At 71.3% G+C, this 24635-nt stretch carries 27 protein-coding genes and 1 tRNA gene; 13 read left to right on the top strand and 15 right to left on the bottom strand.

Annotation, left to right across the window (positions count from 1 at the left end; translation table 11 throughout):
- Nucleotides 1-104: 104 nt before the first annotated feature.
- The gene (locus ACIOGX_RS23545) at nt 105-392 is read right to left on the bottom strand and encodes a hypothetical protein (protein WP_401915876.1); all 288 of its coding nucleotides are present in this window, start codon (nt 390-392) and stop codon (nt 105-107) included.
- A gap of 414 nt (nt 393-806) precedes the next feature.
- Here ACIOGX_RS23545 and ACIOGX_RS23540 point away from each other — a divergent pair, with 414 nt between their 5' ends.
- From ACIOGX_RS23540 to ACIOGX_RS23530, 3 genes are read left to right on the top strand one after another with little or no spacing between them, the layout of a single operon-like run.
- Complete coding sequence (locus ACIOGX_RS23540; protein WP_401915925.1) at nt 807-1373, top strand: RNA polymerase sigma factor; 567 nt, start codon at nt 807-809, stop codon at nt 1371-1373.
- The gene (locus tag ACIOGX_RS23535) at nt 1364-2032 is read left to right on the top strand and encodes a hypothetical protein (RefSeq protein ID WP_401915873.1); all 669 of its coding nucleotides are present in this window, start codon (nt 1364-1366) and stop codon (nt 2030-2032) included. The genes ACIOGX_RS23540 and ACIOGX_RS23535 overlap by 10 nt, the downstream gene beginning before the upstream one ends.
- 30 nt (nt 2033-2062) lie before the next feature.
- The gene (locus ACIOGX_RS23530) at nt 2063-2476 is read left to right on the top strand and encodes a hypothetical protein (RefSeq protein WP_356516530.1); all 414 of its coding nucleotides are present in this window, start codon (nt 2063-2065) and stop codon (nt 2474-2476) included.
- Nucleotides 2477-2586: 110 nt separating this feature from the next.
- Here the strand turns inward: ACIOGX_RS23530 and ACIOGX_RS23525 are convergent, their stop codons facing one another.
- From ACIOGX_RS23525 to ACIOGX_RS23510, 4 genes are all read right to left on the bottom strand, one after another.
- Nucleotides 2587-3516 carry an SRPBCC family protein gene (locus ACIOGX_RS23525; protein WP_401915870.1) on the bottom strand — a complete coding sequence of 310 codons (930 nt, stop codon included), beginning with the start codon at nt 3514-3516 and terminating at the stop codon, nt 2587-2589.
- Nucleotides 3517-3522: 6 nt separating this feature from the next.
- Nucleotides 3523-4170, bottom strand: a complete 648-nt coding sequence (locus ACIOGX_RS23520) for a hypothetical protein (protein WP_401915868.1) — start codon at nt 4168-4170, stop codon at nt 3523-3525.
- An 84-nt stretch (nt 4171-4254) separates the two neighbouring features.
- Nucleotides 4255-4695, bottom strand: a complete 441-nt coding sequence (locus tag ACIOGX_RS23515; RefSeq protein WP_356516535.1) for an Asp23/Gls24 family envelope stress response protein — start codon at nt 4693-4695, stop codon at nt 4255-4257.
- A gap of 96 nt (nt 4696-4791) precedes the next feature.
- Nucleotides 4792-5181, bottom strand: a complete 390-nt coding sequence (locus tag ACIOGX_RS23510; protein WP_356516537.1) for a hypothetical protein — start codon at nt 5179-5181, stop codon at nt 4792-4794.
- Between the two features lie 255 nt (nt 5182-5436).
- Here ACIOGX_RS23510 and ACIOGX_RS23505 point away from each other — a divergent pair, with 255 nt between their 5' ends.
- The 5 genes from ACIOGX_RS23505 to ACIOGX_RS23485 all read left to right on the top strand — a co-directional run bounded on the left by ACIOGX_RS23505 (nt 5437) and on the right by ACIOGX_RS23485 (nt 8929).
- Nucleotides 5437-6558, top strand: a complete 1122-nt coding sequence (locus ACIOGX_RS23505; protein WP_401915865.1) for an acyl-CoA dehydrogenase — start codon at nt 5437-5439, stop codon at nt 6556-6558.
- Nucleotides 6555-7319, top strand: coding sequence for a PIG-L deacetylase family protein (locus tag ACIOGX_RS23500; RefSeq protein WP_401915863.1), 765 nt, complete (start codon nt 6555-6557; stop codon nt 7317-7319). Before ACIOGX_RS23505 ends, ACIOGX_RS23500 begins: the two co-directional genes overlap by 4 nt.
- Nucleotides 7316-7933, top strand: coding sequence for a class I SAM-dependent DNA methyltransferase (locus tag ACIOGX_RS23495; protein ID WP_401915860.1), 618 nt, complete (start codon nt 7316-7318; stop codon nt 7931-7933). Before ACIOGX_RS23500 ends, ACIOGX_RS23495 begins: the two co-directional genes overlap by 4 nt.
- Nucleotides 7930-8682, top strand: coding sequence for a glycosyltransferase family 2 protein (locus ACIOGX_RS23490; RefSeq protein ID WP_356516543.1), 753 nt, complete (start codon nt 7930-7932; stop codon nt 8680-8682). Before ACIOGX_RS23495 ends, ACIOGX_RS23490 begins: the two co-directional genes overlap by 4 nt.
- Before the next feature lie 91 nt (nt 8683-8773).
- Nucleotides 8774-8929, top strand: coding sequence for a DUF6131 family protein (locus tag ACIOGX_RS23485; RefSeq protein ID WP_240045510.1), 156 nt, complete (start codon nt 8774-8776; stop codon nt 8927-8929).
- Between the two features lie 111 nt (nt 8930-9040).
- Here the strand turns inward: ACIOGX_RS23485 and ACIOGX_RS23480 are convergent, their stop codons facing one another.
- The 4 genes from ACIOGX_RS23480 to ACIOGX_RS23465 form a co-directional block, all read right to left on the bottom strand.
- Nucleotides 9041-10369, bottom strand: coding sequence for an enolase C-terminal domain-like protein (locus ACIOGX_RS23480; protein ID WP_356516545.1), 1329 nt, complete (start codon nt 10367-10369; stop codon nt 9041-9043).
- Nucleotides 10370-10541: 172 nt separating this feature from the next.
- The gene (locus tag ACIOGX_RS23475) at nt 10542-11879 is read right to left on the bottom strand and encodes a gluconate:H+ symporter (protein WP_383963951.1); all 1338 of its coding nucleotides are present in this window, start codon (nt 11877-11879) and stop codon (nt 10542-10544) included.
- A 122-nt stretch (nt 11880-12001) separates the two neighbouring features.
- Complete coding sequence (locus tag ACIOGX_RS23470) at nt 12002-12961, bottom strand: 5-dehydro-4-deoxyglucarate dehydratase (RefSeq protein ID WP_356516549.1); 960 nt, start codon at nt 12959-12961, stop codon at nt 12002-12004.
- Nucleotides 12962-13296: 335 nt separating this feature from the next.
- The gene (locus tag ACIOGX_RS23465; protein WP_356516550.1) at nt 13297-13818 is read right to left on the bottom strand and encodes a MarR family transcriptional regulator; all 522 of its coding nucleotides are present in this window, start codon (nt 13816-13818) and stop codon (nt 13297-13299) included.
- A 142-nt stretch (nt 13819-13960) separates the two neighbouring features.
- Between ACIOGX_RS23465 and ACIOGX_RS23460 the strand changes: the two genes are divergently transcribed.
- The 4 genes from ACIOGX_RS23460 (at nt 13961) to ACIOGX_RS23445 (ending at nt 17337) form a co-directional block, all read left to right on the top strand.
- Nucleotides 13961-15151, top strand: a complete 1191-nt coding sequence (locus ACIOGX_RS23460; protein ID WP_401915856.1) for an FAD-dependent monooxygenase — start codon at nt 13961-13963, stop codon at nt 15149-15151.
- Between the two features lie 87 nt (nt 15152-15238).
- On the top strand, nt 15239-15808 hold the full coding sequence (locus ACIOGX_RS23455; protein ID WP_401915853.1) for a TetR/AcrR family transcriptional regulator: 570 nt from the start codon (nt 15239-15241) through the stop codon (nt 15806-15808).
- A 109-nt stretch (nt 15809-15917) separates the two neighbouring features.
- The gene (locus ACIOGX_RS23450) at nt 15918-17102 is read left to right on the top strand and encodes a GDSL-type esterase/lipase family protein (protein ID WP_401915851.1); all 1185 of its coding nucleotides are present in this window, start codon (nt 15918-15920) and stop codon (nt 17100-17102) included.
- Nucleotides 17103-17250: 148 nt separating this feature from the next.
- A tRNA-OTHER gene (locus ACIOGX_RS23445) sits at nt 17251-17337 on the top strand.
- A gap of 96 nt (nt 17338-17433) precedes the next feature.
- On the opposite strand, the gene ACIOGX_RS23440 is transcribed toward ACIOGX_RS23445, so the two are convergent.
- On the bottom strand, nt 17434-17823 hold the full coding sequence (locus tag ACIOGX_RS23440) for a hypothetical protein (protein WP_356516558.1): 390 nt from the start codon (nt 17821-17823) through the stop codon (nt 17434-17436).
- Nucleotides 17824-17879: 56 nt separating this feature from the next.
- On the opposite strand from ACIOGX_RS23440, the gene ACIOGX_RS23435 reads away from it, so the two are divergent.
- Nucleotides 17880-18659, top strand: coding sequence for a helix-turn-helix transcriptional regulator (locus ACIOGX_RS23435; RefSeq protein WP_383963940.1), 780 nt, complete (start codon nt 17880-17882; stop codon nt 18657-18659).
- Nucleotides 18660-18709: 50 nt separating this feature from the next.
- Here ACIOGX_RS23435 and ACIOGX_RS23430 read toward each other — a convergent pair whose 3' ends face one another.
- From ACIOGX_RS23430 to ACIOGX_RS23410, 5 genes are all read right to left on the bottom strand, one after another.
- Nucleotides 18710-20080 carry an NAD(P)/FAD-dependent oxidoreductase gene (locus tag ACIOGX_RS23430; RefSeq protein ID WP_401915847.1) on the bottom strand — a complete coding sequence of 457 codons (1371 nt, stop codon included), beginning with the start codon at nt 20078-20080 and terminating at the stop codon, nt 18710-18712.
- Nucleotides 20077-20619, bottom strand: coding sequence for a flavin reductase family protein (locus ACIOGX_RS23425; RefSeq protein WP_356516564.1), 543 nt, complete (start codon nt 20617-20619; stop codon nt 20077-20079). Before ACIOGX_RS23425 ends, ACIOGX_RS23430 begins: the two co-directional genes overlap by 4 nt.
- A 106-nt stretch (nt 20620-20725) precedes the next feature.
- Nucleotides 20726-21250: an SRPBCC family protein gene (locus ACIOGX_RS23420; protein ID WP_384771617.1), complete on the bottom strand. Its 525-nt coding sequence runs from the start codon at nt 21248-21250 to the stop codon at nt 20726-20728.
- Nucleotides 21247-23616 (bottom strand): MMPL family transporter, encoded by a 2370-nt coding sequence (locus ACIOGX_RS23415; RefSeq protein WP_401915843.1) that lies wholly within the window; start codon nt 23614-23616, stop codon nt 21247-21249. The genes ACIOGX_RS23420 and ACIOGX_RS23415 overlap by 4 nt, the downstream gene beginning before the upstream one ends.
- Nucleotides 23613-24632, bottom strand: coding sequence for a hypothetical protein (locus tag ACIOGX_RS23410; protein WP_356516569.1), 1020 nt, complete (start codon nt 24630-24632; stop codon nt 23613-23615). Before ACIOGX_RS23410 ends, ACIOGX_RS23415 begins: the two co-directional genes overlap by 4 nt.
- Nucleotides 24633-24635 lie beyond the last annotated feature (3 nt).

The following is a 24635-nucleotide window of genomic DNA, read 5'->3' as shown; positions in this document are numbered from 1 at the left end:
CCCAGTACTGGACGTACTGGGGTGATCCCGACAACGCCGCGAGCGTGCGTGCCGGGCGTCGCGGGCCAGGCGGGACTTTCGCAACACGCCCTAGGGCCGGTCGCTCACCGAACCCGCGTCCTGTACTCGGTGCGGGGGGTGGCGCCGGTGCCGTAGGAGCCGCGGGAGGTGGTGCCGTAAGTGCTCCGGGGCCGGTCCAGTGTCTCCCGGCGTCCCTCACCGCTCCGGGTGGGTACGTAGTCGGTGACATGCACATCGCCGCGCGCCAGGTAGCCGGCGATCAGGCCCACCAGGCCCAGGACCGCCACGACAATGAAGGCCCCGAAGCCGCCGAAGTAGCCGGCGAACCCCAGTGCCAGGCCGGTCATGAGTCCCGCCATGGTCGTGTTCATCGTTTGCGCCTTTCCTTACGTCGTGGCCTCTCCCCGCGTACCGCTCGGGGGCCTCCGCGTACCGCTCGGGGCCGCGTCGGTGGCCGGTGTCCTTCTGGCGGCCGGGCGGTGTGCCGTGTCCGTCATGACACGCTCCCGAGGGCGGCGAACACCGGAGCGGCGTCCGTCACAAGGTTGGACACAGAAAAACCGAAATCGTCACACTTATTCGTCCTGTGCATCGGGCGTACGCTCAAAGGAGGGGCATCCGACCTGACCGCGTCGTCGGGCGCATCGGGGGCGGGAGACGTCACGCGGCCCACGAGAGCGATCGCCCGGGAAGCGACAGTGGATGCGAAGCAGGGAAGACGCACACCACCGCGCCGCGCGGTTCCGAGCCCGGCCACCAGGCACGACGCGCCTCCGGCCGAGCGGATCGGTGATTCCGGTGACGATCTGGGCGGTCTGGACGACGGGCTGCTGGTGGCCCGGTCCGCCGAAGGCGATGACGACGCGTTCGCCGAGCTGGTCCACCGCCACAGCGCACCGCTGCTGGCGCTGGCGTACCACATGCTGGGGAACGTCCCGGACGCCGAGGAGGTCGTCCAGGACGCCTTCATCAGCGCGTGGCGGCGGCTCCCGGAATTCCGCGGGGACGCGACGTTCCATACGTGGATGTACCGCATCGTCACGAACCGATGCCTCAACGTCCTGCGCGGGCACCCGCCTTCGGTGTCCTTGGACGTCGTTCCCGAACCGGCGGCCCACGACGCCGGTGGCGAACCCGCCCGTGCCGCCGAAAGCGCGGCCGCCACGGCGGCGTTGGTCCAGGCGCTCCACCGTCTCCAGCCAGGCCAGCGCGCCTGCTGGATCCTGCGTGAGCTGCACGGACTGTCGTACCAGGACGTCGCACAGGTCCTGGGGGAGAGCGAACAGACCGTTCGCGGCAGGCTCTTCCGGGCACGGCGCACCCTGATGAAGGAGATGTCCTCATGGCGCTAGACGACCCCCGTGCCACACGCCCGTGCGACGAGCCGGCGGCCTCGCACCAGGACGTCGACGCCGCGGAACTCGTCGGGGACGAGCGGCTGCCGTGCGGGCGACTGGTGGGCCAGGTATGGCAGCAGGCCCGCGACCCCCACGACCAGGACGACGCCCACACGGCCGACTGCGCGTTCTGCCGGCAGGCGGTCGAGGGACTGGCAGCCCTGGACAACACCACCCGCACACTGCGTGCGGAACACCTCGGCGCCCACGCGGTCGCCCGGCGGGTCATGCGCGCGGTACGCGCCGAGGTGAGGCTCGGTCGACTGCTGCCCCTGGACGATCCCGCGCAAGGACTGTGGATCGCGGAGACCGCGGTGGCGAAGGTCCTGCGCGGAGCCGCCGACCGCGTCCCCGGAGTGCGCGCCGCGAGCTGCCGCCTCGGCCCCGCCGGCGACGGTGCCCACGTGATTGTCACCATGACCCTCGCCATGACTCTCGACCAGCCCCTCCCCGCTCGGGCGACCGCGGTCCGCCGGGCCGTCGCGTACGCCGGTGTGCAGGAGCTCGGCCTCGCCATCAGTGACATCGACCTGAGGGTCGTGTCCGTATGGGAGCCTCTGAGGTCGCCCCCGGCCCCCGCCGAACTCGTGGGACAGGGGAGGAGCGGACCGTGAAGTGGAGCGGACTGTGAAGAGGAGCCGACCGTGACCGCCGGCGACACGACACGCGTCGAACGCATCGCCGCCCAGGCCGCTTTGGCGGTTCCCGGGGTGGCCGAACTACAGCCCACCCTCCGCCAGGCCCTGGCCGGCGCCGCCTCCCGGGCATGGGAGACCATCGGCTCGCCGGCGCTGCCCCGCGAGGCCGGCATCCATGTCGAACACACCGCCGGCGGCGGTGCCTGGCACGTGGAGGTCCGTTGTGTACTCACCGACCACCGCCGTGCCGCGGACATCGCGCGTGATGTCCGCGACCACGTCCGCTCGGCGGTCAGCTCACACGTAACCCACGTAGCCCGCCACGGCATACCGGAACCCGTCACCATCGTCGTCACTGTCACACGCATCACCCACACACGTCACCGCACAGCCCCCTCCCGGGCTGTGCGGTCACGGTGATGTGCGGTGACGGTGATGTGCGGTGCGGGCGGGACGGTAACCGACCGGCGCGGTGACTGATCGGCACGTTGTCCTCTTCGGGGCACCCGCGGATTCGGGGCACCCTCGGACTACTCTTCTTCTTCGTCGTCTTCGTCTTCTTCTTCGGCCGCGTCCTCGTCCTCGGCCGCTTCTGCTTCCGCTTCTGCTTCCCCTTCCCCTTCCCCTTCCCCCTCTTCGTCCTCGACGGCTTCTTCGTGGGTGCGGACGACTTCGCCGTCGCGGATCTCACCGCGCCAGCCCTCGGCGTCTTCGTCGGCGAGCGTCACGTAGCGCTGGAAATGCTTCAGGTCCAGCCGGAGCCGACGTCCTTGAGCGCGCCAGATGTTGCCCGTCTTCTCGAAGAACCCCGAAGCGTAGTACTCGACCACCACGACGACGCGCGTCAGGTCCGGGGTCAACTCGTGGAAACTCACGGCTCCGTGGGTGGTGCCCTTGGCGCCCTCCGAGGTCCAGACGATCCGCTCGTCCGGCACCTGCTCCTGCACGGTGGCCTTCCAACTCCGGTTGGACGGGCCGACCTTGAGCTTCCAGTCCGATTCGATCTCGTCGGACATATTGACGCTGCGCACTCCCTTGGTGAACGAACTGAAATCCTCGAACTGCGTCCACTGGTCATACACGCTGCGCAGGGGCAGCCCTATGTCGATGACCTCGACGATATTGGTGGTCTTCGTGTCGCCCGCTTTCCCCCCACCCCCGCCCAGCGCCTCCTTGGCACCGGAAACCACCTTGTCCTTGGCGCCCGTGAGGCCATGGGAGAGCAGGGCCTTCACCGGCGATCCGCCGCCAAGGACACGTTTGCCGATGGCGAGCACGCCTCCGGCGCCCTTCCCGGCGCCCTTCCCGGCGTCCGTGGGATCGGCGAGATTCGTCAGTTTGCCGACGGCCGAGCCCACGATGCGCTGGGCTTGCGCGCCGACGTAGTTGCCGAGTTCCGTGCGCAGTTCCTGGAGCGGGGAAGCGACATCGGTTCCCGGGCGTTCATCCGTCCTGGTCATCGCAGTTCACCTCCGCCTGCCCCGGCCGGCGGGAGGCTTCTTCGCCGCACTCCGCCCCGGTGCCTTGTCCTTCGCCGCCTTCCTGTCCGCCGCCTTCTTCTCCATGGCCTTCTTGGCGGGCGGATTCTTCGGCCCCGGCTTCCTGTCCGTGGGTTTCTCCGCGGGCGCCTGCCTCGTCGGTCGGCGCCGGGCACGCCGAGGAGGCTCTTCTTCCTCCTCCTCTACCTCCTCTTCCTCCTCTTCCTCCTCGGGTTCCTCTGACGCGGAATCTTCGTAGGACTCCTCGTCGGGTTCCTCGTCGGATTCCTCGTCGGATTCCTCGTCCTCCGCCTCACTGTCCGCTTCGCTTTCCAGCAAGGAGCGCGTCCGCTGCTGGAGGGCATCAGTGACCGATGCGACACCTCGGTTCGTCATTCCTGACAAAGCGGAACGCCCGGAAGTCAGCAACTCGCCCCGAACCTGGTCGCTGAGCTGACCGAACTGGGGACTCTCGGCGAGTTTCCTGATTCCCTGGCCGATCAGAGACAAGGGATCCAGACTCCGGCCCGCTACGACGGACAGAAGGCCGAGGGCGAGCTTCCCGTTCTTTGTGCGTCCGACGACATAACCCGCCGCGACGCCCGCGGCCAGAGTCGCCTTGGTGCTGGTGTCCATAGCACTTCCTCTGAAGAATGCGGTCTCTGCTGCCCGGAGGGCGCCTTCGTCTCCACGAAGGGTCCCGGACCATCGCCGGCCGGGTCACCGTGCGCGGGCGGACTCCCGTGAACGGTCCTCCTCGTCGTCCATGCCGGGTACGTGTACGTCGAGAACGCTCACGTTGGCCTCCACGACTTCCCGCCCTGTCATTCGTTCCACCGCGTCGGTGACGTTGGAGCGGATGTTGTCGGCGGCTTCCTCGATCGGTGTCCCGTACTCGACGACGATGTCGAGGTCGATCGCCGCCTGCTTCTCGCCGACTTCGACCTTCACGCCCCTGGCGGGGTCGTCCGAGCGGCCGACCTTGTCGCGCATGGCGCCGAGGGTCCTGGACACACCCCCACCCATCGCATACACACCGGGCGTCTCCCGGGCCGCTATACCGGCGATGGTGGATACCACCGCGTCCGCGATATCCGTCTTTCCCTTCACCGCGCCGTTTCTGCCGGTGTGTGCCGAGGGTGCGGTCGCGCTTGTTTCCATGACGGACTCCTTCGCTGTTCGAGTCGAGTGAGAGGTCGGGTGCGAGGCCGGGTGAGAGGTCGGGTGAGAGCGAGCCATGACGGTCACGTCCGATGGTCAGTTCTGCGAGTCCTTGCGGTCCCGCGGGTCCTGGGGGTCGACCCCGGTGTGGGCGGTGGCGTCCCTGCTTCCGCTGGGGCGCCGCGTACGCCCCTTGGGGCCGGTGTCGTGCATGCCCTCGCTCTTGGATTTCCCGGCCTGGTCCTCGCCGCGCCGGGAACGGCTCTCGACCGGCGTGCCCTCGGTCGACCGCTTCTTGTCCTCGGCGGAGGGCTCGCGGCCCGCGTCGGATTCGGGGGCGTAGCGGTCCGGGTGGAAGGAGCGGTGCGCGCTGGGGTTGTCCTGCTGGGAGGTCTCGTCCACGTCCGGTGACCATCCGTGCTGATCGCGTCCCTTGAACCGGCCCGGGCTCTCGCCTTGCGGGTCGCGGCTGCTTTTCTTCGGCATGAGGGGGACCTTCCTGTCGAGCTCTCGCGCGCTCCTGGCGGAACGACGCACATACTCCTGAGTGTACGCAAATCACCCAAAAGGGTACTTTTTTAGAGTCTTGCTCGGGGGTGGGCGGGCGGGTGGGCGGGCGACAGCTCGGGCGCCCCTCGCGCCCGGCCACGCTTGCGGGGGTGCACGCACCGGCGCAGGGTTGAGGAGGCGGCCATGGCGTCCGCTTCGCCCCGTTCTTCCCCGCTTCCCCAGGAGGAAAGGTTGACCGCTGAAGCGACTTCTTCCGTCGGACCGGCTTCCCTCGCGGGCAGCCGTCCGGGATCCCGTCCGGGCTCCGCGCCGGAATCGGGCGAGGGGAGTACGGACGACCGCGCGGCGCTGTGGCGGCCGGTCGCGGCGCGTTTCGCGGCCTGGGTCGACGACGCCTCGGGAGACGTCCCCCTGCCTGGCGGGGGTCGCACCCCGGAGCGGTTCCGGGTCCTCTCCGCTCTGGGCCGGGAGGATCTGTGCCTCGCGCGCCTCGGTGAGGGACACCTCGACGCGACCGCGATCCTCGCTGAACTCGGTGGTACGCCGCCGGGCCCCGGCGAGCGCTGGGGCGTATGGGCGGCGCATCCACCGGGCCCCGGACTCCTGGCGAACCGGCACGGCGGCGGCTGGCAGTTGAACGGCGTCAAGCCGTACTGTTCCGGCGCCCACGTCTGTACGCACGCGCTGGTCACCGCCGACAGCGACGACGGACGCCGGCTGTTCGCCGTACGCACCGGCCACCCCGGGATCGAACCCGTCCCTGGCACCTGGCAGGCGATCGGCATGGCCGGCAGCGACACCCCCGACATCGCGTTCTCCGCCGTGCCCGCCGAACCGCTGGGCGGCGCCGGGGACTACCTCGACCGCCCCGGCTTCCCGCACGGCGGCATCGGCGTCGCCGCTTGCTGGCTCGGCGGAGCGCACGCCGTGGCCGACACCCTGCTCGCGGCGGCCGGGAAGCGCACCCCCGACGCCCACACCGCGGTCCACTTGGGCGCCGTGGACGTACTGCTCAGCTCGGCGCGTACGGTCCTGGAACAGGCGGGCGCCGACATCGACGACGACCCGCTGGACGCGCGGGGCGGCGCGCGCGTGCGCGGCCTGCGCACACGCGCCCTGGCCGAGATGGTCTGCACCGAGGTCCTCACCCGCGTGGGACGCGCCACGGGCGCGGGTCCGTTGTGCCACGACGCGCGGCACGCGAAGGCCGTGGCCGACCTGACCGTCTATATCCGTCAGCATCACGCCGAGCGCGACCTCGCGGAACTCGGACAGTTGCTCGCCGGAGACCTCGCCGGAGACCTCGCCGGAGGCCTCGGCGGAAACCTCGGCGGGGACGGGGACACCCGGTGACCGGCGTACGGCAGGCAGCGGCCGAGGCCATCGACGGGCCGGGCACTGCCGAAGCGCGGTGGGCGTCCTGGGACGGCCTGCGTCGCCTGCCCGTCGCGGATCTTCCCACCGGCCCCGTGGTGGTCGTCGCCGCGCACCCGGACGATGAAGTGCTCGGCTTCGGCGGCTCCTTGGCCGCTCTCGCGGAGGCGGGCACCGAGGTGCGTCTGCTGTCGGCCACCGATGGTGAACGCTCACACCCGCGCAGCGCGCGCATCACGCCCGACCGGCTGGCCGAGGTCCGCGCGGTCGAGCTGCGGGCCGCCCTGGCCGAGCTGGGCCTGACAGGGCCGCCACCGCGACGGCTGCGCCTCCCGGACACACGGGTGCACCGGCACGAGCCGCAACTGCGCGACAGCATCGCCGGATTGCTCGGCGAGACCGGCGCCGCCCTCTGTGTCGCACCGTGGACAGGGGACCTGCACAGCGACCACGAGGCCGCGGGCCGGGCCGCGGCGGCAGCCAGTCTGACGGCGGGGGTCCCGCTGTGGCTCTATCCCGTATGGATGTGGCACTGGGCGCGCCCCGCGGACCCGCGCGTCCCTTGGCGGAGCGCCGTCCGCGTCCCGCTCACGAGCGGGGCACTGGAGCGCAAGGGACGTGCCATCGAACGGTTCGTCAGCCAGATCGCGCCACTCGCGGACGGCGCGGAGAACGCGGCGATCCTGCCGGCGGAGGAGCGGGCGCACCACAACAGGCCTTACGAGGTGGTCTTCCGGTGAGCACGCCCGCCGCCTACTTCGACGCGATGTACGACGCGTCGCCCGACCCCTGGGGCCTGGCGGAACGCTGGTACGAGCAGCGCAAGTACGCCCTGACACTCGCGTCCCTGCCGCGCCGCCGCTACCGCCGCGCTTTCGAACCCGGCTGTTCCGTAGGGGTGCTGACGGTGCTGCTGGCCGCCCGCTGCGACCGGCTGCTCTCCACCGACCGGGTCCCCTCGGCGGTCAGGACGGCCTCCGGGCGCGTACGCGATCTGCCGCACGTCGAGGTACGCCGGCTGACCGTTCCCGACGAGTGGCCGCCGGGCACCTTCGACCTCATTGTCCTGTCCGAAGTCCTCTACTACTTCGACGATCACACACTGGACCGGCTGTTCACCCGTGTCATGGACAGCCTCGAACCCGGTGGGACGCTCGTCACCGCGCACTGGGACCACCCCGTCCCCGAACACCGGCGCGTCGGCTCGGACCTGGCCCCGCTGACGGCGTCCCTGCCCGGCCTGAGCCTGTTCGCGGCCTACCGCGATCCCGACTTCACCCTGAGCGTCCTCACCCGTCGCCACCCCGACGGGAGCGCCGCCCCGTCGCCGGCCGCCGACGAGGGGCTGGTGTGAACACCGCGCCGGCCGTGTGCGTGGTCGTCATCCCCGCGCACAACGAGGCCGCCACCCTCCCGGCGGCCCTGCGGAGTGTGCGCACGGCCGCGCGCCATCCGGCGCTGACCGGCGTCGGCGTACTGACCGTGGTCGCGGCCGACGACTGCGGCGACGACACCGCCGCCGTCGCGCGAGCGCTCGGCGCACATGTCGTCGAGATCCTCCGCCGGAATGTGGGCGCCGCCCGCGCCGCCGGGGTCGCGCGGGCCCTGGACCTCCTCCGTCACCACCGCGACGGTGTCTGGATCGCCTCCACGGACGCGGACACGGTGGTGCCCTCCCACTGGCTCGCCCACCAGTTGCACCACGCGCGCGGCGGCTGGGACTGCGTCGTCGGTACGGTGCGCGTCGCGCCGCACCCTTCGCTCACCGCCGCGGCGGCCGTCCGGCACGACGCCCGGTACTTCGCCGGCCGCCCGAGCGCGGCCGGCGGCTGGTCACATCCGCATGTGCACGGCGCCAACCTGGGCGTGGCCGCCGCCTCCTACCAGCGGGTGGGCGGCTTTCCCGAGCTGAGACACAGTGAGGACCGCGCGCTGGTCGCCGCCCTCGAACGGGCCGGTCACCGGATCGTACGCACCGACCAGTGCCCTGTCCTCACCTCGGGCCGGACCACCCCCAGGGCCCCTTACGGTCTGGGGGCCCTGCTCGGTTCGATGACACGGGACCTGTCGGGTTCCGGGCACGGCCGCGGGGACCGGCCGTAGCTTCGCCGCAGCCGCGCGACGACCGCCCGCGGGTTTACCGGGGGGCCATCCGGGGATCTCTGACATGGGGGACTCCATGATCGGAGGCATCATGATCATCGTCGGAGTCATTCTGCTGATCATCGGTTTCGTGGTCGGCATCCACGTTCTGTGGACGATCGGCATCATCCTGGCAGCGATCGGCATCGTGCTCTGGGCACTCGGAGCGCTGGGGCACGCGGTCGGCGGACGGCGGCATTACTGGTGACGCTTCCGGTGCGTCGGTGACGCCCCCGGTGCGTGCCCTCAGCCGGATGTCCGGCCGAGGGCCCCTGGCCGTCTTCGCTGTCGCGCGCGGCCAACTCGTACCGCGGCGCCCTCAACGCACCAGGCAGGGGCGTTTGCTGTCGAACGTCCAGTCGGGGACGAGGTAGCGCATCCCGACGGCGTCGTCGCGCGCCCCCAGTGCCTTCTCCTGGTACAGCTCGTGGGCCGCCAGGAGGCGGTCCATGTCGATCCGGACTCCCAGGCCGGGGGCGTCGGGTACGGCGATCTCGCCGCCGACGATGCGTGGCGGGGCGGTGGTGAGGCGTTCCCGTCCTTCCTGCCAGATCCAGTGGGTGTCCAGGGCGTTGTACTCGCCCGGGGCCGCGGCTCCGCAGTGGGTCACCATGGCCAGGGAGATATCGAAGTGGTTGTTCGAGTGGCATCCCCAGGTCAGGCCCATCGCGTGGCACAGCTGGGCCACGCGTACCGAGCCCTGCATGGTCCAGAAGTGCGGGTCGGCCAGCGGGATGGACACCGACTGGAGGGCCAGGGCGTGGGTGAGCTGCCGCCAGTCGGTGGCGATCATGTTGGTCGCCGTGGGAAGGCTGGTGGCGCGCCGGAACTCGGCCAGGATCTCGCGTCCGGAGTAGCCGCCTTCGGCTCCGCACGGGTCCTCGGCGTACGCGAGGGTGCCGACCAGGGGCCGGCACAGCTCGACCGCCTCGCGCAGCGACCACGCGCCGTTGGGGTCGAGGGTGATCCGGGCCTGGGGGAAGCGGTCCTTGAGCGCGCGTACGGCCTTGACCTCCTCGCCGCCCGCCAGGACGCCGCCCTTGAGTTTGAAGTCGCGGAAGCCGTACAGGTCGTAGGCGGCCTCGGCCTGACGGACGATAGCCTCGGGCGTCAGGGCCTCCTCGTGCCGGATCCGGTACCAGTCCACGGCGGAGCCGGGATCGCGGACGTACTCCAGATCGGTGCGGTCGGGGTCACCGACGTAGAAGAGGTAGCCGAGGACCCGGACGGAGTCACGCTGCTGCCCGTCGCCGAGGAGTGCCGCCACGGGCACGTCGAGGTGCTGCCCCAGGAGGTCGAGCAGCGCCGACTCGACGGCGGTGACGGCATGGACGGTGGTGCGCAGGTCGAAGGTCTGGTCGCCCCGTCCGCCGGAGTCGCGGCCGGCGAACCGGTCGCCGATCTCGCGCAGGACGCGCTTGTAGTCGCCGACCTTCGCACCGACGACGAGGGACTCGGCATCACGCAGCGTCCGGGTGATCTTCTCTCCGCCCGGTACCTCCCCCAGCCCCGTACGTCCCTCGGAGTCCTCGAGGACCACCACGTTGCGGGTGAAGTAGGGGCCGTGCGCGCCGGAGAGGTTGAGCTCCATGCTGTCCCGGCCGGCGACCGGGTAGACGGAGAGTGCGGTGACGGTCGGCTGGCTCATGACCGGGTACCTCCGGGGGTGCGGCGGCTGTGCGCCGGGGTGGCTGTCAGTGGCATGGGAGTGGTGAGTCCGATTCTCATCAGGATGCGTTCTGTCGCGAGGCGATCAGAGGTTTCGGCGGCTTCGGTGGCTTCGGGAGCTTCGGAGGTCGCGGAAGGCGCAGTGCAGTGGTTCAGAGGCTGAGGACGTCGAGGGCCCACTCGACCGCGAGCACGCCGCCCAGCCCGAGGACCGCGAGCACCGTCGTGTAGGTGGTGCGGGTCTTGATCGCGTCGATGACCGAGAGGTTGAAGTACTCCTTGAACATCCAGAATCCGGGGTCGTTGACGTGGGAGAGCGCGATCGATCCGCAGGAGACGGCGAGGACCATGAGCTCGGGGTGGACCCCGCTGCCCGCCAGGAGCGGCAGCACCACGCCCGAGGCCGTGACGACGGCGACCGTCGCCGACCCGAGAGCGACCCGGAGGATGACCGCGATGAGCCACGCGAGGATGATCGGCGAGATGGACCAGCCGTGTGTGAGGTCCTTGATGTAGTCGGAGATCCCGCCCTCGACGAGGACCTCCTTGAAGGCGCCGCCGGCTCCGATCACCAGCAGGATCATCGCCATCGCCTGGGCCGCCGAGGTGCAGGACGCGGCGACGTCCGCCAGACCGCGGCCGATCCGCGGTCCGAACACCCAGATCGCCAGGAGCAGGGTCAGCAGGAGCGCGATCGGCGCCGATCCGATGAAGGCGACGAAGTGCAGGAACGGGTTCGAACCGGATACGGCCATGTCGGTCACGGCCGCGCCCGCGATCAGCACCACGGGGAAGAGGGCCACGGACAGCGACCAGGCCATGCCGGGCATCTCCTCGTCGGTGAACACCCGCTCACTGACGAGCCCCTTGGGCAGGGAAGGGTTCATCGCCCTGACGAAAGGAAGGCGCGGCCACACCAGGGCGATCAGCGCGCCGATGGGGATGGCGATGAACAGGCCGTAGAACAGCGTCAGGCCGACGGAGGCGTGGAAGGAAGCGGCCACGGCGGTGGGGCCGGGGTGCGGCGGGAGGAAGCTGTGCATGGTGGACAGGGCGATCGACATCGGCAGCCCGACCCACAGCAGGTTCGCCCCGGTGACGCGGACGATGGTGAACGCGACGGGCACGATGATGACGAAGGCGACCTCGTAGAACATGGTGACGCCGATGAGCATCGCCGTCACCACCATGGCCACCTGGACCCCACGCGGGCCGAAGGTGTCGAGGAGCTTGCCGGCTATGCGCTGCGCCGCGCCGGAATCCCCCATGACGCGGCCGACCATGGCACCGAGTCCGATGGTGAGCATCGTGTCACCGATCTGGCCCCCTATGCCCTCCGAGAGGACGTCCGGGATCTTGGCCACCGGAATCCCCTGGACCAGCCCGACCCCGACCGCGACGAGCAGGAGCGCGGCGAAGCCGTTCAGTCTCAGCCTGGTCATGAGGAGGAGCAGAACGAGAACGCTGATCCCGACGACGAGCAGAGGCATGTCAGTTCCCCTTTGAACTGTGGATCGATTGGCCGGAGGCTCTGCGGGGCCGTCGGGTGGCGCGGTGGCGCGCGGTACGGCGGCAGAGCGGGCACGGTGTGGGCGCGGTGTTCGCGCGTGCGTCAGCCCGGTCGTCGTACGGCCCCCACCAGGTTCAGGCCGTCGTCCAGCACCTTCGTCAGCTGGGCGAGATCGTCCGGACCGGGGTCGGTGAGCGGGGCGCGTACCGGACCGACCGGGAGGCCGCGCAGCCGGGCGGCGGCCTTGACCAGGGAGACGGCGTAGCCGGGCACCCTGTCGCGCAGCTCGACCAGCGGGACGTAGAAGTCCCGCAGGAGCGTGTCGACACGAACCGCGTCCCCGTCCCGCAGAGCGGTGAAGAAGGCGTTCGCGATCTCGGGCGCGAAGGCGTGAACGGCCGACGAGTACGCGGGAACGCCCACCGTGCCGTAGGCGCGGGCCTGGATCTCGGCGGTGGCGGCGCCGTTGAAGAAGAGGAAACCGTCAGGTGCCGCGAGGGTGAGGCGCTGGAGCCGGTCGAGGTCGCTGTGCCCGTCCTTGAGCCCGATGACGGTGGGGATGTCCGCGATCCGGCGCAGACTGCCGGCGGTGAAGGCCACTTGGCCGCGCTGGTACGCGATCAGCGGCAGCCGGGTGCCGGCGGCGATCCGGCGCAGCTGCTCCACCAAGCCGTCCTGCGGGGCCTCGACGAGGTAGTGGGGGAGCACCAACGCGGCGTCCGCGCCCGCCTCTTCCGCGATCCGGGCGAAGCGCAGCGCCTGCGCCCAGCCGTAGCCGATGCCCGCGACGACCGGCAGCCGGCCGTCGGTCACCTCGACCGTGGCCGTGACGACAGCGCGGTACTCGTCCTCGTCCAGTGCGCCGAACTCCCCGGTACCGCAGGCGGGGAACACCGCGCCGGGCGCCGTGGCCAGCTGGGCGGTCAGATACGCCCGGTACGACTCCGGATCGAGGCCGCCGTCCTCGCGGAAGCTCGTGAGAGGGAAGGCCAGCACCCCGCGCGCCATGCCGTCACGCAGCCGCTGGGTAATGCCTTCGACCTCCGCGCTGAACCGTGTCATGAAACCTCGTCCCTGTATGCAGATGGTGTCTACGTATGGGAACAGAGGTTAGAGTCGTGAACGGGGCGGGGTCAATGGGTGTGGACGACACGGATGTGGCGCCGTGGTGGGGTGGGACCGCCTCTCGCGCCGTCCGGGTGTGCGCTGTGGGTGTGTGCGGGCAGGAGAGCGCGCGGTCCGGTCCCGGGCCGGTCGGCGCCGGTGTGCTGCCGGGCGGGCCTGGTTCGTGGATGTGAACTCTGGCCCTCGGCCTTCGGTCATCGGCCGCTGCCCGGGGGTGTGCGACGGCCGATGACGCCGTGGCCGGGTGCCCGTCCCCGAGGCCCCCGGTGGTCCTACTCGGAAGCCGGCTGGTCGTCGAGGGCTGCCAGATGTGTGGTCAGGTCGTCGGCGAAGCGCCCGAGGAGGCGGCCGAAGTCCTGGCGGTCCTGCCGGGGCCAGTCCGCGAGGGCGTCGGAGAACCATCCGATGAGGGTGCGCATGTAGCGTCCCGCCGCCGCCGCGCCGTCGGGGGTCGCCTCGATGAGGCGGGCCCGCTGGTCGTCCGGGTCGGTGACCCGGAGGACCAGGCCGCGCCGCTCCAGCTCGTTCACCTGCCGGGTGATGTGCGGTCCCGCGACCTGCATCCGCGCGGCGATCTCGCCGATCCGCAGCGGCCGGTCCGCCATGTGCAGGGCGAGGAGTACGGACATCGCCGGCCGGTCCACGTGGATCGCGGCGGTCTCCATGGCGCGTTCGACCAGGCGGCCGCGGTTCAGCACGTTGCCGAGCTGCGTCAGCCGGGGGAGCGCGGCCAGTATGTCCTGCTCGCGCTCGTCGTCCCGCGCCGCGGACGCGTCTGGCTGCTGGGGATCCATCTCGACTCCTCATTGGATACCTAAGTTAGGTATATAGTTCCTTCATGGCGCACGGACCGGCGGTTCGTCGCGCCTGCCAAGAAGATAACTAACGTACGTATCTGGTCGCGTTCCGCGGAATCCGGCCAGGGGAGGAGCCCCCATGAACACGGCACCCGACCGGACGGTCCTCATCTCCGGCGCCAGCATCGCCGGGCCCGCGCTGGCCTACTGGCTTCACCGGTACGGCTTCGAGGTCACCGTCGTGGAGAAGGCCGGCGCGATACGCGGCGGCGGTTACCCCATCGACATCCGCGGCACCGCGCTGGACGTGGTCACGCGGATGGGCCTGCTCCCGCGCCTCCGGGCCGCGCACGTCGACAGTCGCGAGATCACCTTCGTCGGCGCCGACGGCGGCCCGGTCGGCTCCGTACGGCCGGAGGCGATCACCGGCGGTGTCGAGGGCCGCGACCTCGAAGTGCGCCGCGGGGACCTCGCCGACGCCCTCCACGACACCGTCCGGCAGGACGTCGAGTTCCTCTTCGACGACTCCATCGCCACCCTCCACGACCACGACGGAGGTGTGGACGTGACCTTCCGCGGCGGCGCCCGGCGTACCTTCGGCCTGGTCATCGGCGCCGACGGACTCCACTCCCACACCAGGCGCCTCGCCTTCGGGCCCGAGGAGGACTACCACCGGTACCTCGGCTACTGCTTCGCCGGATTCACCATGCCCAACCATCTCGGCCTCGCGCGCGAGGCGATGATGTGGAACGTCCCCGGCCGGGCCGCGGCCCTCTACGCCGTCGGCGCGGGCGAACAGGTGCACGCCTTCCTCAACTTCGTCCGCCCCGAACCGCCCGTCGACGCCTTTCGCGACCCCGACGCCCAGCGCGAGCTCGTCGCGGCCGTCTTCGCCGACGCGGGCTGGGAGATTCCGCGCATGGTCGCCGCCCTGCGCACCGCCGAGGACCTGTTCTTCGACACCATCAGCCAGATCCGCATGCCCCGCTGGTCCACCGGACGGGTCGCCCTCGCCGGCGACGCCGCCCACGCCCCGTCCTTCCTCTCGGGACAGGGATCCAGCATCGCGCTGGTCGGCGCCTATGTCCTCGCCGGTGAACTGGCGTCCCACGACAGTCACATCGCGGCCTACGCGGCCTACGAGGACCGGACCAGGGAGTTCGTGAAGCTGAACCAGGACCTCGCCACCGCAGGAGGCGCCGGCGTCCTTCCCCGCACCGCCGACGAACTCGCCCTGCGCAACCGCGCCCTGCGCGACCCCGCCCGCCTCCCCGGTGACCAGGGGCGGTCCGCCCACTCCGCGCTCGTCCTCCCCGACTACGCCCGCTGACCCGGCGCGGGCGCCTGAAGTGCCACGGGATTTGCCTAGGACGATTAGGTAGATGCATAATCGCCACAGGCTGAGGGAAGGATGGTCATGGCAAGGGCTGGGCTGACGGCGGAACGACTGACACAGGCGGGGGCGGAACTGGCCGACCAGGTCGGCTTCGACAAGGTGACCGTCTCGGCGCTCGCCCGGCGGTTCGGCGTCAAGGACGCGAGCCTGTACTCGCATCTGAAGAACTCCCAGGACCTCAAGACCCGGATCGCTCTGCTGGCCCTGGCGGAACTCGCCGACCGGGTCGCCGCGGCCCTGGCGGGGCGGGCCGGCAAGGACGCCCTGGTGGCCTTCGCGAACGCCTACCGCGACTACGCCCGGGAGCACCCCGGCCGCTACGCGGCGACGCGGCTCAGGCTCGACCCGGAAACGGCGGCCGCCAGCGCCGGCGGCAGGCACGCGCGGATGACGCGGGCGATCCTGCGCGGCTACGACCTGACGGAGCCGGACCAGACCCACGCGGTCCGGCTGCTGGGCAGCGTCTTCCACGGCTACGTCAGCCTGGAGATGGCCGGAGGCTTCAGCCACAGCGCCCCCGGCTCGGAGGAATCCTGGTCACGGGCGCTGGACGCGCTCGACGCCCTGCTGCGGAACTGGCCCGCACCCTGAACCCGGCCACCACGGCATCCACCGGCCGCCGACGCACCGTCAGGACACCTCGGCGCGGCCGGACTCCTGAGTCGTCCCGACCCGGGCGTCTTGATCAACAGGCGGAGAAATGAACACCACGCACCACTGGATCACCACCCCCATCACCACCGACATCCTGCGCGGCGCGCTCGACCTGGAACACACCGCACACGGCGTCCTGCCGCACCGGCTGCCCGCCCGTGCCCGCGCCCAGTACTCCGACGGACAGCTCGCCATGGCCGAGTCCCAGCCCTCCGGCGTCCGGCTGGCCTTCCGCACCGGCGCCACCGTCATAGAACTGGACGTGCTGCCCACCAAGCGGGTCTACGTGAGTGCCCCGCCCCGTCCCGACGGTGTGTACGACCTGCTCGTCGACGGCCGCCTGGCCGGCCGGGCCAGTGTGACCGGCGGCAACACCCTGACCATCGACATGACCACGGGGACCGCCGAGCACCGGCCGGGGCCCGCCGGCAGCCTCCGCTTCGCCGACCTGCCCGACGGTGTCAAGGACATCGAGATCTGGCTGCCGCACAACGAGACCACCGAACTCGTCGCCCTGCGCACCGACGCCCCCGTCGAGCCCGCACCGGACCGGGGCCGCAAGGTATGGCTGCACCACGGCAGTTCGATCAGCCACGGCTCCGACGCCGCGAGCCCCACCACCACCTGGCCGGCGCTGGCCGCCTCCCTCGGCGGTGTGGAGCTGATCAATCTGGGTCTGGGCGGCAGCGCCCTGCTGGACCCGTTCACCGCCCGCGCGCTGCGGGACACCCCCGCCGACTTCATCAGCGTCAAGATCGGCATCAACGTGGTCAACGCCGACCTGATGCGTCTGCGCGCCTTCACCCCCGCCGTCCACGGCTTCCTCGACACCATCCGCGAAGGCCACCCCACCACACCGCTGCTGGTCGTCTCGTCCATCCTGTGCCCCATCCACGAGGACACCCCGGGCCCCAGCGCACCGGACTTCAGCGACGTCAGCGAGGGGAAGATCCGGTTCCGGGCCACGGGCGACCCCGGGGAACGGGCCGCCGGGAAGCTGACGCTCACGGTCATCCGGGACGAACTGGCCCGCATCGTGGAGCAGCGGGCGGCCGAGGACCCGAACCTGCGGTACCTGGACGGCCGTGAACTCTACGGCGAGGCCGACGCCGCCGAGTTGCCGCTGCCCGACCGGCTCCACCCGGACGCCGCGACCCACCACCGCATCGGCGAGCGCTTCGCCGGACTGGCCTTCGCGCCGGACGGCCCCTTCGCGGACCGCAGCGCCTGACACCGGTTCTGTGCGCCTGGCCATCGGGGGAACGGCGCGCACGGCCAACGCGCTTGAGGCGTCTCAGGATGGTGTCAGCGAAATCTCAGGCGGGTCCAGCAGAATCATGAGCACCGAAGGGAACGGGGGAGACCCCGCCCCGAGGTGGGGAGAGGTACCCGAAGCGGCCCAACGGGGTTCCGGGGAAACCTGGACCGGGTGCAAGCCCTCGCAGGTTCGAATCCTGCCCTCTCCGCACACCGGTGGCCCGGCCGCCGCCCGATACGGGCGGCGGCCGGGCAGTGGACACCGGGGAGGCGAGGTGCGGACGCGCACCTCGCCTCCCCGGTGTTCAGGCGTTCTTGCGCCAGACCAGGACGGCCGCCACCGCCAGCAGTGCGATCGCCGCGATATCGATCCGCGCCACCCGCATCGTCGCGTCGTTGAGCCCCGGGGTGGAGTAGGCGAACAGCAGGAACGTGCCCATGCTGACCCCGCCGCCGACGAGGGCGGGCACCCGCAGCGACGGGATGAACGCCGCGCAGAGCAGGGCGATTCCGACGAGTCCCAGTAACACCGCGCGGTGCCGCAGAAGCACCGTCAGATCAGCGGAGTGGGGACCGTCGATCGACACCCCGTAGGCCGTGGTGATCCGGGACGGGGCCAGTGCGACGACTCCGGGCAGGAGGTTCACCGCCCCCACGACGACGAACAGCGCGGAGGTGAGTCGGTCGGTCCACATGTTTTATCCGTTCAACAGAAGAAAGGGATGATCGGGGTGTTGGTTAGCATGCCCGCATGCGACCGGCGCTGCTTTCAGAAACGTGCCGTGACCAGGCCGCGTTGTGGTTGTGGCCGGGGCACGCGCTGTATGTCGGACCGTCCCTCGAACTGGACGTCCACTCCGGGGCGGTGAGCTGTCTCGCGGTGGGTGTCGACGGGGAGTTCACGGTCCGGCTGGAACACGGCCGGGCCCGCGCCGCCCGCACGGCGCTGGTGGCGGCGCGCGTGCGGCACCGGATCGTGGCCGGCGGGAGCCGGATGGCCTTCTGCTACCTGGACCCGGCGTCCGCGCGGGAGCGGGCGTGCCGCCGGCTGATGAGCGGGAGCGCGGAACTGGCGGGAGACCACCGGTACGAGCACGAACTGGCCTCGCTGGCCGCCCTGTTGGAACAGGACGCGCCGCTGCCGACCGTACGGCGTTGGCTGGACCTCGCCGGACCCGACGGCCTCTCGGGCCGCCGGGATCCGCGCGTACAGCAGGCGACCCGCCGGCTCTCCGAGGGGTCCGGGCAGCGGCTCCCGGCAGCGGAACTGGCGGCCGAGGCCGGTCTGTCCGTCTCGGCCTTCCTGCGGCTGTTCCGGGCCGAGACGGGCACGACGTTCCGCCGCTACCGGATGTGGACGCGCATGCTGAGGGTGGCGACCCTGCTGGAGACCTGGCCTGATCTCAGCACGGCGGCCGTCGAGGCGGGCTTCGCCAGCCCGTCCCACTTCAGCAGCGCCTTCCACGCGATGTTCGGCCTGCGGCCCAGCAGTCTGTTCTCCTCTCGGCTGACGATCAAGGCCGCCGGCTAGGGCGTGTTGCGAAAGTCCCGCCCGGCCCGACCGGCTCACGGATCCCGGTCTCATGGTGTGCGGCGGGCTTCCCGGTCCATGCTGTTCAGGTAGGCCCGCAGCAGCCCCCTCGCCGGGCGCGCGGTGAGCGGGACCCGTGGGGCCCGGTCGCGGTGCCACGGGTGGGGGCCGGGGCCGCGGGTCGCCGAAGGGTCCTCGACGAGGGACTCCGCGACATGCGCTCCATGGGCCACCGACATGGCCAGGCCATGGCCGCAGCAGCCGCCGATGTACCAGACGTCCGGGTGGCCGCCGACGCGGCCGACCACGGGGAGGTCATCGGTGGTCATGCCTATCTGCCCCGACCAGCGATGGGTGACCGGCACCTCGGTGAGGGCGGGGTGCAGCCGCCGCAGCCGCTCCTCCAGCCAGGTCCAGGTGGCGGTGCGCAGCGCGGCGGCCCGGCCGGCGGGCAGCCCCGGCAGATGGACGGCCCTGCCGCCGCCCACCACCAGCCGGCCGTCGTGGGTGAGCCGGAAGTACGGCGCCAGGGACATGCTGTCGACGAGGGACGTTCCGGTGCCGCCCCCCAGCGCCGCGCGGGCCTCGGGGCCGAGCGGGGCGGTGGCGACGGCGTGCACCTGAAGGGGCAGGACCGTGCCGACCGGCAGCCCGAGCGGCCCGGCCGCCGCGTTGACGGCCAGGACCGCCTTGCGGGCCCGGAGCGTGCCGCTGGGGAAGAGCAGTTCGGTGGGTGTGCCGCCGTCACCGGGGTGCATCCCGCGCAGAGGGCTGTCGTCGTGGAAACGGACGCCCTTCGCGGCACAGGCGGCGGCCAGCGCACCGCTCAGCGCGGCCGGGTCGAGGGTGGCGGCGGTGCGGTGGAACAGGCCCGCGTGATAGGGGACATCGAGGCGCTCGCGGATGCCGGCGGCCGACAGTACCGGGACGTCCAGGCCGAGCGCCTGATACGTCCGCGCCTGCCGGGCGAGGGACGCCAGGCCGGAGGCGGTACGGGTCGCCACGATCTGCCCGCCCTCGCGCAGCCCGCACGGCGCGCCCAGCTCCTCCGTCAGCGCGATCACGCGCTCCACCGCGGTCACGGAGGCCAGATACATGTCCCGTGCCATGGACGGGCCGTAGCGGCGGGCGGCCCGGTCGATGGACGGACCGACCCGGGGCCCGAGGAGGCCCGTGCCCCGGCCGCTCGCACCGGCCGCCGGATGGCGGGCGTCCACGACGACGACATCCAGGGAGGGATCGCGTTCGATCAGGTGGTAGGCGGTGGACAGACCGGCCAGTCCGGCTCCCACCACGGCGACATCGGCGGTGAGCCCGCCGGTCACCCGCCCGGAGGACGCGCCGGCGGTGGCCCGGCCGGGGCGGTCCCCGGGGGAGGCGTCGGGCGCCCAGCAGGGCTCCTCCCGTACCGGGGCCGTCACCGCCCGTCTCCTTCCGCCAGGGTGTGGAAGCCGCGGTCGTGCCAGATCAGGGGCCGTCCGCCGGCCGTGTGCAGGGCGGCCACGCGCCCGACGACCAGGCAGTGGTCGCCGTACGCGCGTACCTCCTCGGTCCGGCAGACCGACCAGGCGAAGGTGTCCGAGAGCACCGGCGCGCCGAGCACCTCCTCGTACGGTTCGGCGGCGAAACGCTCGGCGGGGGTGGCGGTGGAGAACAGCCGCGCCCGGCCGCTCTGTTCCGCGTGCAGCAGGTGCACCGCGAAGGCGGAACCCGGTGTGATGGCGGCGAGCGTCCGCGAGGTGTGGGACAGGCAGACGAGCAGCAGCGGCGGGTCGGCCGAGAGCGAGGTGACGGTCGAGACGGTCGTCCCCACCGGCCCGTCGTCCGAGGGCGCCGTGACCACGGCGACGCCGGAGGCGAGGCCGGCGTAGAAGTCCAGGCAGAGTTGGGCGCCGGGAACGGACGTCTGATCCACTTCCGGGCCGCCGGTACGCGCACCGGCTATGACGGGCTGCATCATGAGGCTCCTTCCTGTCCGGTTTCTTGTGTTCTGTTCCGGCGGCCCGGGGGTGTGACGGCATGGCGGAGCCGACAGCCCGCGGACCGCGTCTCACGGGCGGACGGCGCTACTTCGACGATCGGCCGGACTCCAGCGTGTCCCGCAGCGCCACGAGGGTGGTGCGCATGGTCGCCCGGTTGCGGGCCCTGCGGCGTACGACGCCGGTCACCAGCGGCGTGACGGCGGTGAGCGCCATGCCGAACGGGCCGGAGCGCCGGTCCCGCCACTCCTCGTGTACCTCGCATCCCTCGGGCAGCGGTGTGAAGCGGTACGTCCAGCCCGCCACCGCGATACCGAGGAAGCTCACATGGAAGGCGAAGGCGCGGCCGGGATCCGCCTCGACCACATGGCACAGGGTCGGCCACGGCAGCCATCGGGCGCGGTTGCGCCCGATGAACCGCATGCCCGTCCTGGCCGGGCCGTTGCGTCCGATGATCCACGCGCCGCGGCACTCCGGGCTCCACTCGCCCATCCTCGCCACATCGCTGACCGCCGCGTAGGCGGTCTCAGGCGGCACCCGGATAACGATGCTCTCGGATATCCGTGAGGGGGACTCGGCTTCCGGTGGTGTCGCGGCGGTCTGGTCCGTCACTTGTGGGTCGTCCTCTCCATGCCGGCCATCTCCGTGGCCTGTACGGGTTCGGGCACGTGCGTGGGCCCCGGGGCGTGCTCACGGCCCGGCAGCCACCAGTTCCAGCGGCTCATCAGGCGCATGGACGCCGGGACGATCAGCAGCCGGATGACCGTCGCGTCGAGCGCGATGGCCAGAGCCATGCCGAGGCCCAGTTGCTGCATGGGCAGGATGCCAGTGAACGCGAAGGCCGCGAAGACCGCGACCATGAGGACGGCCGCGCCGGAGATCAGCGGCATCGTGGCGGACATACCGCGCGCCACGCTCCCGATGTCGTCCCCGGTGGCGAGATGGTCCTCGCGGACCCGGCTGAGGAGGAAGACCTCGTAGTCCGTGCTGAGGCTGAACAGCAGGGTGACCAGCAGTACGGGAACGAAGTTGGTGAGGTGGCCGTCCACGTCGAAGCCGAACAGCCCGCCGCCCAGGCCGTCCTGGAAGACCAGCACCAGCACCCCGTACGTGGCACCCACCGAGAGCAGGTTCATCGCGATGGCCTTGAGCGGCAGGAACAGCGAGCGGAAGGTGAGGAGCAGCAGCAGATAGATGACGGCGAGCATGGTCGCGATGACCAGCACCAGCCTGTCCTCGATCACCTTGTTCGCGTCGACACCCTCGGCCGTCTCCCCGCCGACATCGATGTTCCAGCCTCCGCCGCCGGCCGTGAAACCGGCGGCCTCGGCGCGTACGGACGTGAGCAGGTCCCGTACCGGGCCGGAGGAAGCGGTGTCACCGCCCACCACCTCGATGAGCAGGGTCCTGCCGTCCGCGGACACGAAGTGCCGGACCGTGCCGCGGGCGTCGGCGGGAAGCCGGTCCGGCGCCGCGAGGACGGCGAACGGCCGGTCCCGGCCCGCCTCGCGGAGCGTGCCGATCGCCGAGTCGGTCCGTACCACCCCCGGCAGTCCGGCGACGGAGTCGTGGAACCGCAGCAGCTTCGCCACCTCCGCGTCGGAGCGCGTGTGGAGCGGTACGCGCGACTCGACGACCACCTGGACCGGCGCGGCGCTGCCCACCCCGAACTCGTCCCTGACCGCGTCGTATCCCTGGCGTACGGCCGCGTCCGCGGGCACGACCCGGGCGTCCGGGGTGAAGGTGTCCAGGCGCAGGGCGGGCAGGGCGAGCGCGGTCAGCGCCGCGACACCGACCACCAGGAACAGCACCGGGCGGCGCATGACCGCGTGGGTCACGGCGACCCAGCCGCCGCCGGACCGGGCCGTGCGCGCCCCGCGGCGGCCGATCCGGCCCCACTCGATCCGGGACCCCAGCAGATGCAGCAGCACGGGGAGCAGCAGCACACTGGTCAGGACCGAGAAGGCGACCACGACCACGGCGCCGAGAGCCATCGACTGGATGACGCTCAGATCCACCAGGAAGAGGGTGGACATGGCGGCCACGATGGTGATACCGGACGCCACGACGGTCTCGCCCGAGGTGCGCAGTGTGCGCGCGAGCGCGCGCTCGCGGTCCTCCCGGGAGAGCGGGCCGCCCCCGGTCGGCAGTTCACTCTTGAACCGCATGATCATGAAGAGCGAATAGTCCACGCCCACGCCGAGCCCCAGCATCGTCGCGGCGTTCTGCACGAACACCGACAGCTCGGTCCGCCGGGCGATCAGCGCGAGCACCGCGAGGGCGAAGACCACCGAGGAGACGCCGACCAGCAGGGCGGCGAGCGCCGCCGCCACGCTGCGGAAGAGCAGCAGCAGGACGAGGAGGATCAGCGGCAGGGTGACCAACTCCGCGAGGATCAGCCCGCGTTCGCTCAGATGGTTCACCTCGCCCCACAGCGCGGCCTGGCTCACCAGCGACACCCGCAGGCCCTGCGGCTCGTACTGCCGGCTCAGCCTGTCCTGGATGCCGGGCAGCAGGCGGCGCGCGGTTCCGTCGTCCAGCTCGGAGCCGACGCGGACCAGCGCGGTACGGTCGTCGTCGCCGAGGAAGGCGGCGCGCGCCCGGTCACCGGTGAGCGTCGTGTATCCGTAGCCGCCCGAGGCCCTGAGGGTGTCGTCCCCGAGCACGGCCCCGGCGGCGTCCCGTACCCGCGCCTCGAAGGCGGGATCGCCGGCCCGGTGCCGGGTGTCCTCGATCACCAGGGTCAGGGAGGTGGCGCCGCGCCCGTCGAACCCGTCGGTCAGCCGCTCGGCGGCCACGGCGGAGCCGGAACCCGGCACGTACCACCCACCACCACTGAGCAGCCCCGGCAGCGGGGCGGCCTGCCAGCCGGCGACCACGAGCAGCAGCAGCCACAGGACGGCGAGCGGCCGTCGCCGACGGCTGGTCAGGCGGGACAGACGCGTCGGTAACCGGGACGGGGCGCGGCGGTCCCTCATGCGCGGATCGCGATTCCGTGTTCGCGGTCGTCGGTCAGGATCTCCATCAGCGCGCGATTGCCCGTGGTGAGACGCTGGCGCTTGCCGGTCGCCTTGTTGACCATCTCCAGCTCGCACCTGCCGATCTTGGTGTTCAGGCAGTGCTTGATGCCACCGGGCGGGTTGTAGTAATTGAGCCCGACGAAGTCCTCGGGCGCCGCGGTGAAGCGGCCCCGGATGGCGACGGTCTCGTCGGAGCTGCTGAAGTCCCAGAAGAAATAGCCGAAGTCGGCCTTGGCCTTGAGCGCCTGGCGGGGCGCGGACAGGGAGTACTCGCGCTCCTCGTGACGGAGCACCAGGAACGTGATCTTCGGCGTCTTGACCGGGCCCACCAGCTTCGTACGGCCGGTGACGATCTCCAGGAAGCTGTCCGGGTGCTCGTCGAACCCGGCCACCTGGCCGAAGGCGTAGTGATCGGTGTGCCGGCTGCCCCAGTTGTGGTTCTGGCTGCCGGTCCAGCCGTCGACGTCGATCGTCTCGCCGTCGACCGTCAGCTTGCCGCTGTATGTCGCCAGGGGGACCCCGACCAGGCTCTTGGCCTTGGGGAAACCTCCTGTGTACATGCCCGGCGGCAGCAGGAGCAGCGGTGGTTCCGAGCCCTCGTACGTCAGGTCCCAGCCGATGTGACCGTTGGTACCGGCCGCCTCGCCCTTCAGCGCGCCCGTCTCCAGGACCCGGTCGTTCACCCGGGCGCCGAAGGAGTCGGGGCTGAAGTGGCAGTCGGAGATCGGGTGTTCCTCCTTCGCCACCACATGACGGCCGGTCGTCCCGTCGAAGTAGATGGCCCACAGTTCACCGATGGCGGCCTGGGGCATGCCGGCGGGACTGAAGATCGTGTACCGGATCCAGAAGGCCCGGGGCTCCGTCGGGTGGTTGCCCCGCTGGTAGAAGCTCTCGTAATGGCCGGCTTCCTGACCCGGACGGTACTGCGTCCAGTTCAGGCGCTCCGCGTCCGCTGTGCTGGGGTCCAAGTTCATCGG

The organism is Streptomyces sp. NPDC088147 (assembly GCF_044741565.1).
Classification (GTDB): Bacteria; Actinomycetota; Actinomycetes; order Streptomycetales; family Streptomycetaceae; genus Streptomyces.
Note: the sequence above shows the minus strand (reverse complement) of the source record. Positions and strands in the feature narration are given on the sequence as shown.

Excerpts from the sequence above, each read along its gene's own strand:
- ACIOGX_RS23525 (WP_401915870.1), bottom strand. The coding sequence starts at position 3,516 with ATGACCAGGACGGATGAACGCCCGGGAACCGATGTCGCTTCCCCGCTC.
- ACIOGX_RS23545 (WP_401915876.1), bottom strand. The coding sequence starts at position 392 with ATGAACACGACCATGGCGGGACTCATGACCGGCCTGGCACTGGGGTTC.
- ACIOGX_RS23465 (WP_356516550.1), bottom strand. The coding sequence starts at position 13,818 with ATGGATCCCCAGCAGCCAGACGCGTCCGCGGCGCGGGACGACGAGCGC.
- ACIOGX_RS23410 (WP_356516569.1), bottom strand. The coding sequence starts at position 24,632 with ATGAACTTGGACCCCAGCACAGCGGACGCGGAGCGCCTGAACTGGACG.
- ACIOGX_RS23535 (WP_401915873.1), top strand. The coding sequence starts at position 1,364 with ATGGCGCTAGACGACCCCCGTGCCACACGCCCGTGCGACGAGCCGGCG.
- ACIOGX_RS23455 (WP_401915853.1), top strand. The coding sequence starts at position 15,239 with ATGGCAAGGGCTGGGCTGACGGCGGAACGACTGACACAGGCGGGGGCG.
- ACIOGX_RS23460 (WP_401915856.1), top strand. The coding sequence starts at position 13,961 with ATGAACACGGCACCCGACCGGACGGTCCTCATCTCCGGCGCCAGCATC.
- ACIOGX_RS23470 (WP_356516549.1), bottom strand. The coding sequence starts at position 12,961 with ATGACACGGTTCAGCGCGGAGGTCGAAGGCATTACCCAGCGGCTGCGT.
- ACIOGX_RS23450 (WP_401915851.1), top strand. The coding sequence starts at position 15,918 with ATGAACACCACGCACCACTGGATCACCACCCCCATCACCACCGACATC.
- ACIOGX_RS23475 (WP_383963951.1), bottom strand. The coding sequence starts at position 11,879 with ATGCCTCTGCTCGTCGTCGGGATCAGCGTTCTCGTTCTGCTCCTCCTC.
- ACIOGX_RS23515 (WP_356516535.1), bottom strand. The coding sequence starts at position 4,695 with ATGGAAACAAGCGCGACCGCACCCTCGGCACACACCGGCAGAAACGGC.
- ACIOGX_RS23480 (WP_356516545.1), bottom strand. The coding sequence starts at position 10,369 with ATGAGCCAGCCGACCGTCACCGCACTCTCCGTCTACCCGGTCGCCGGC.
- ACIOGX_RS23435 (WP_383963940.1), top strand. The coding sequence starts at position 17,880 with ATGCGACCGGCGCTGCTTTCAGAAACGTGCCGTGACCAGGCCGCGTTG.
- ACIOGX_RS23415 (WP_401915843.1), bottom strand. The coding sequence starts at position 23,616 with ATGAGGGACCGCCGCGCCCCGTCCCGGTTACCGACGCGTCTGTCCCGC.
- ACIOGX_RS23440 (WP_356516558.1), bottom strand. The coding sequence starts at position 17,823 with ATGTGGACCGACCGACTCACCTCCGCGCTGTTCGTCGTCGTGGGGGCG.
- ACIOGX_RS23520 (WP_401915868.1), bottom strand. The coding sequence starts at position 4,170 with ATGGACACCAGCACCAAGGCGACTCTGGCCGCGGGCGTCGCGGCGGGT.
- ACIOGX_RS23485 (WP_240045510.1), top strand. The coding sequence starts at position 8,774 with ATGATCATCGTCGGAGTCATTCTGCTGATCATCGGTTTCGTGGTCGGC.
- ACIOGX_RS23425 (WP_356516564.1), bottom strand. The coding sequence starts at position 20,619 with ATGATGCAGCCCGTCATAGCCGGTGCGCGTACCGGCGGCCCGGAAGTG.
- ACIOGX_RS23510 (WP_356516537.1), bottom strand. The coding sequence starts at position 5,181 with ATGCCGAAGAAAAGCAGCCGCGACCCGCAAGGCGAGAGCCCGGGCCGG.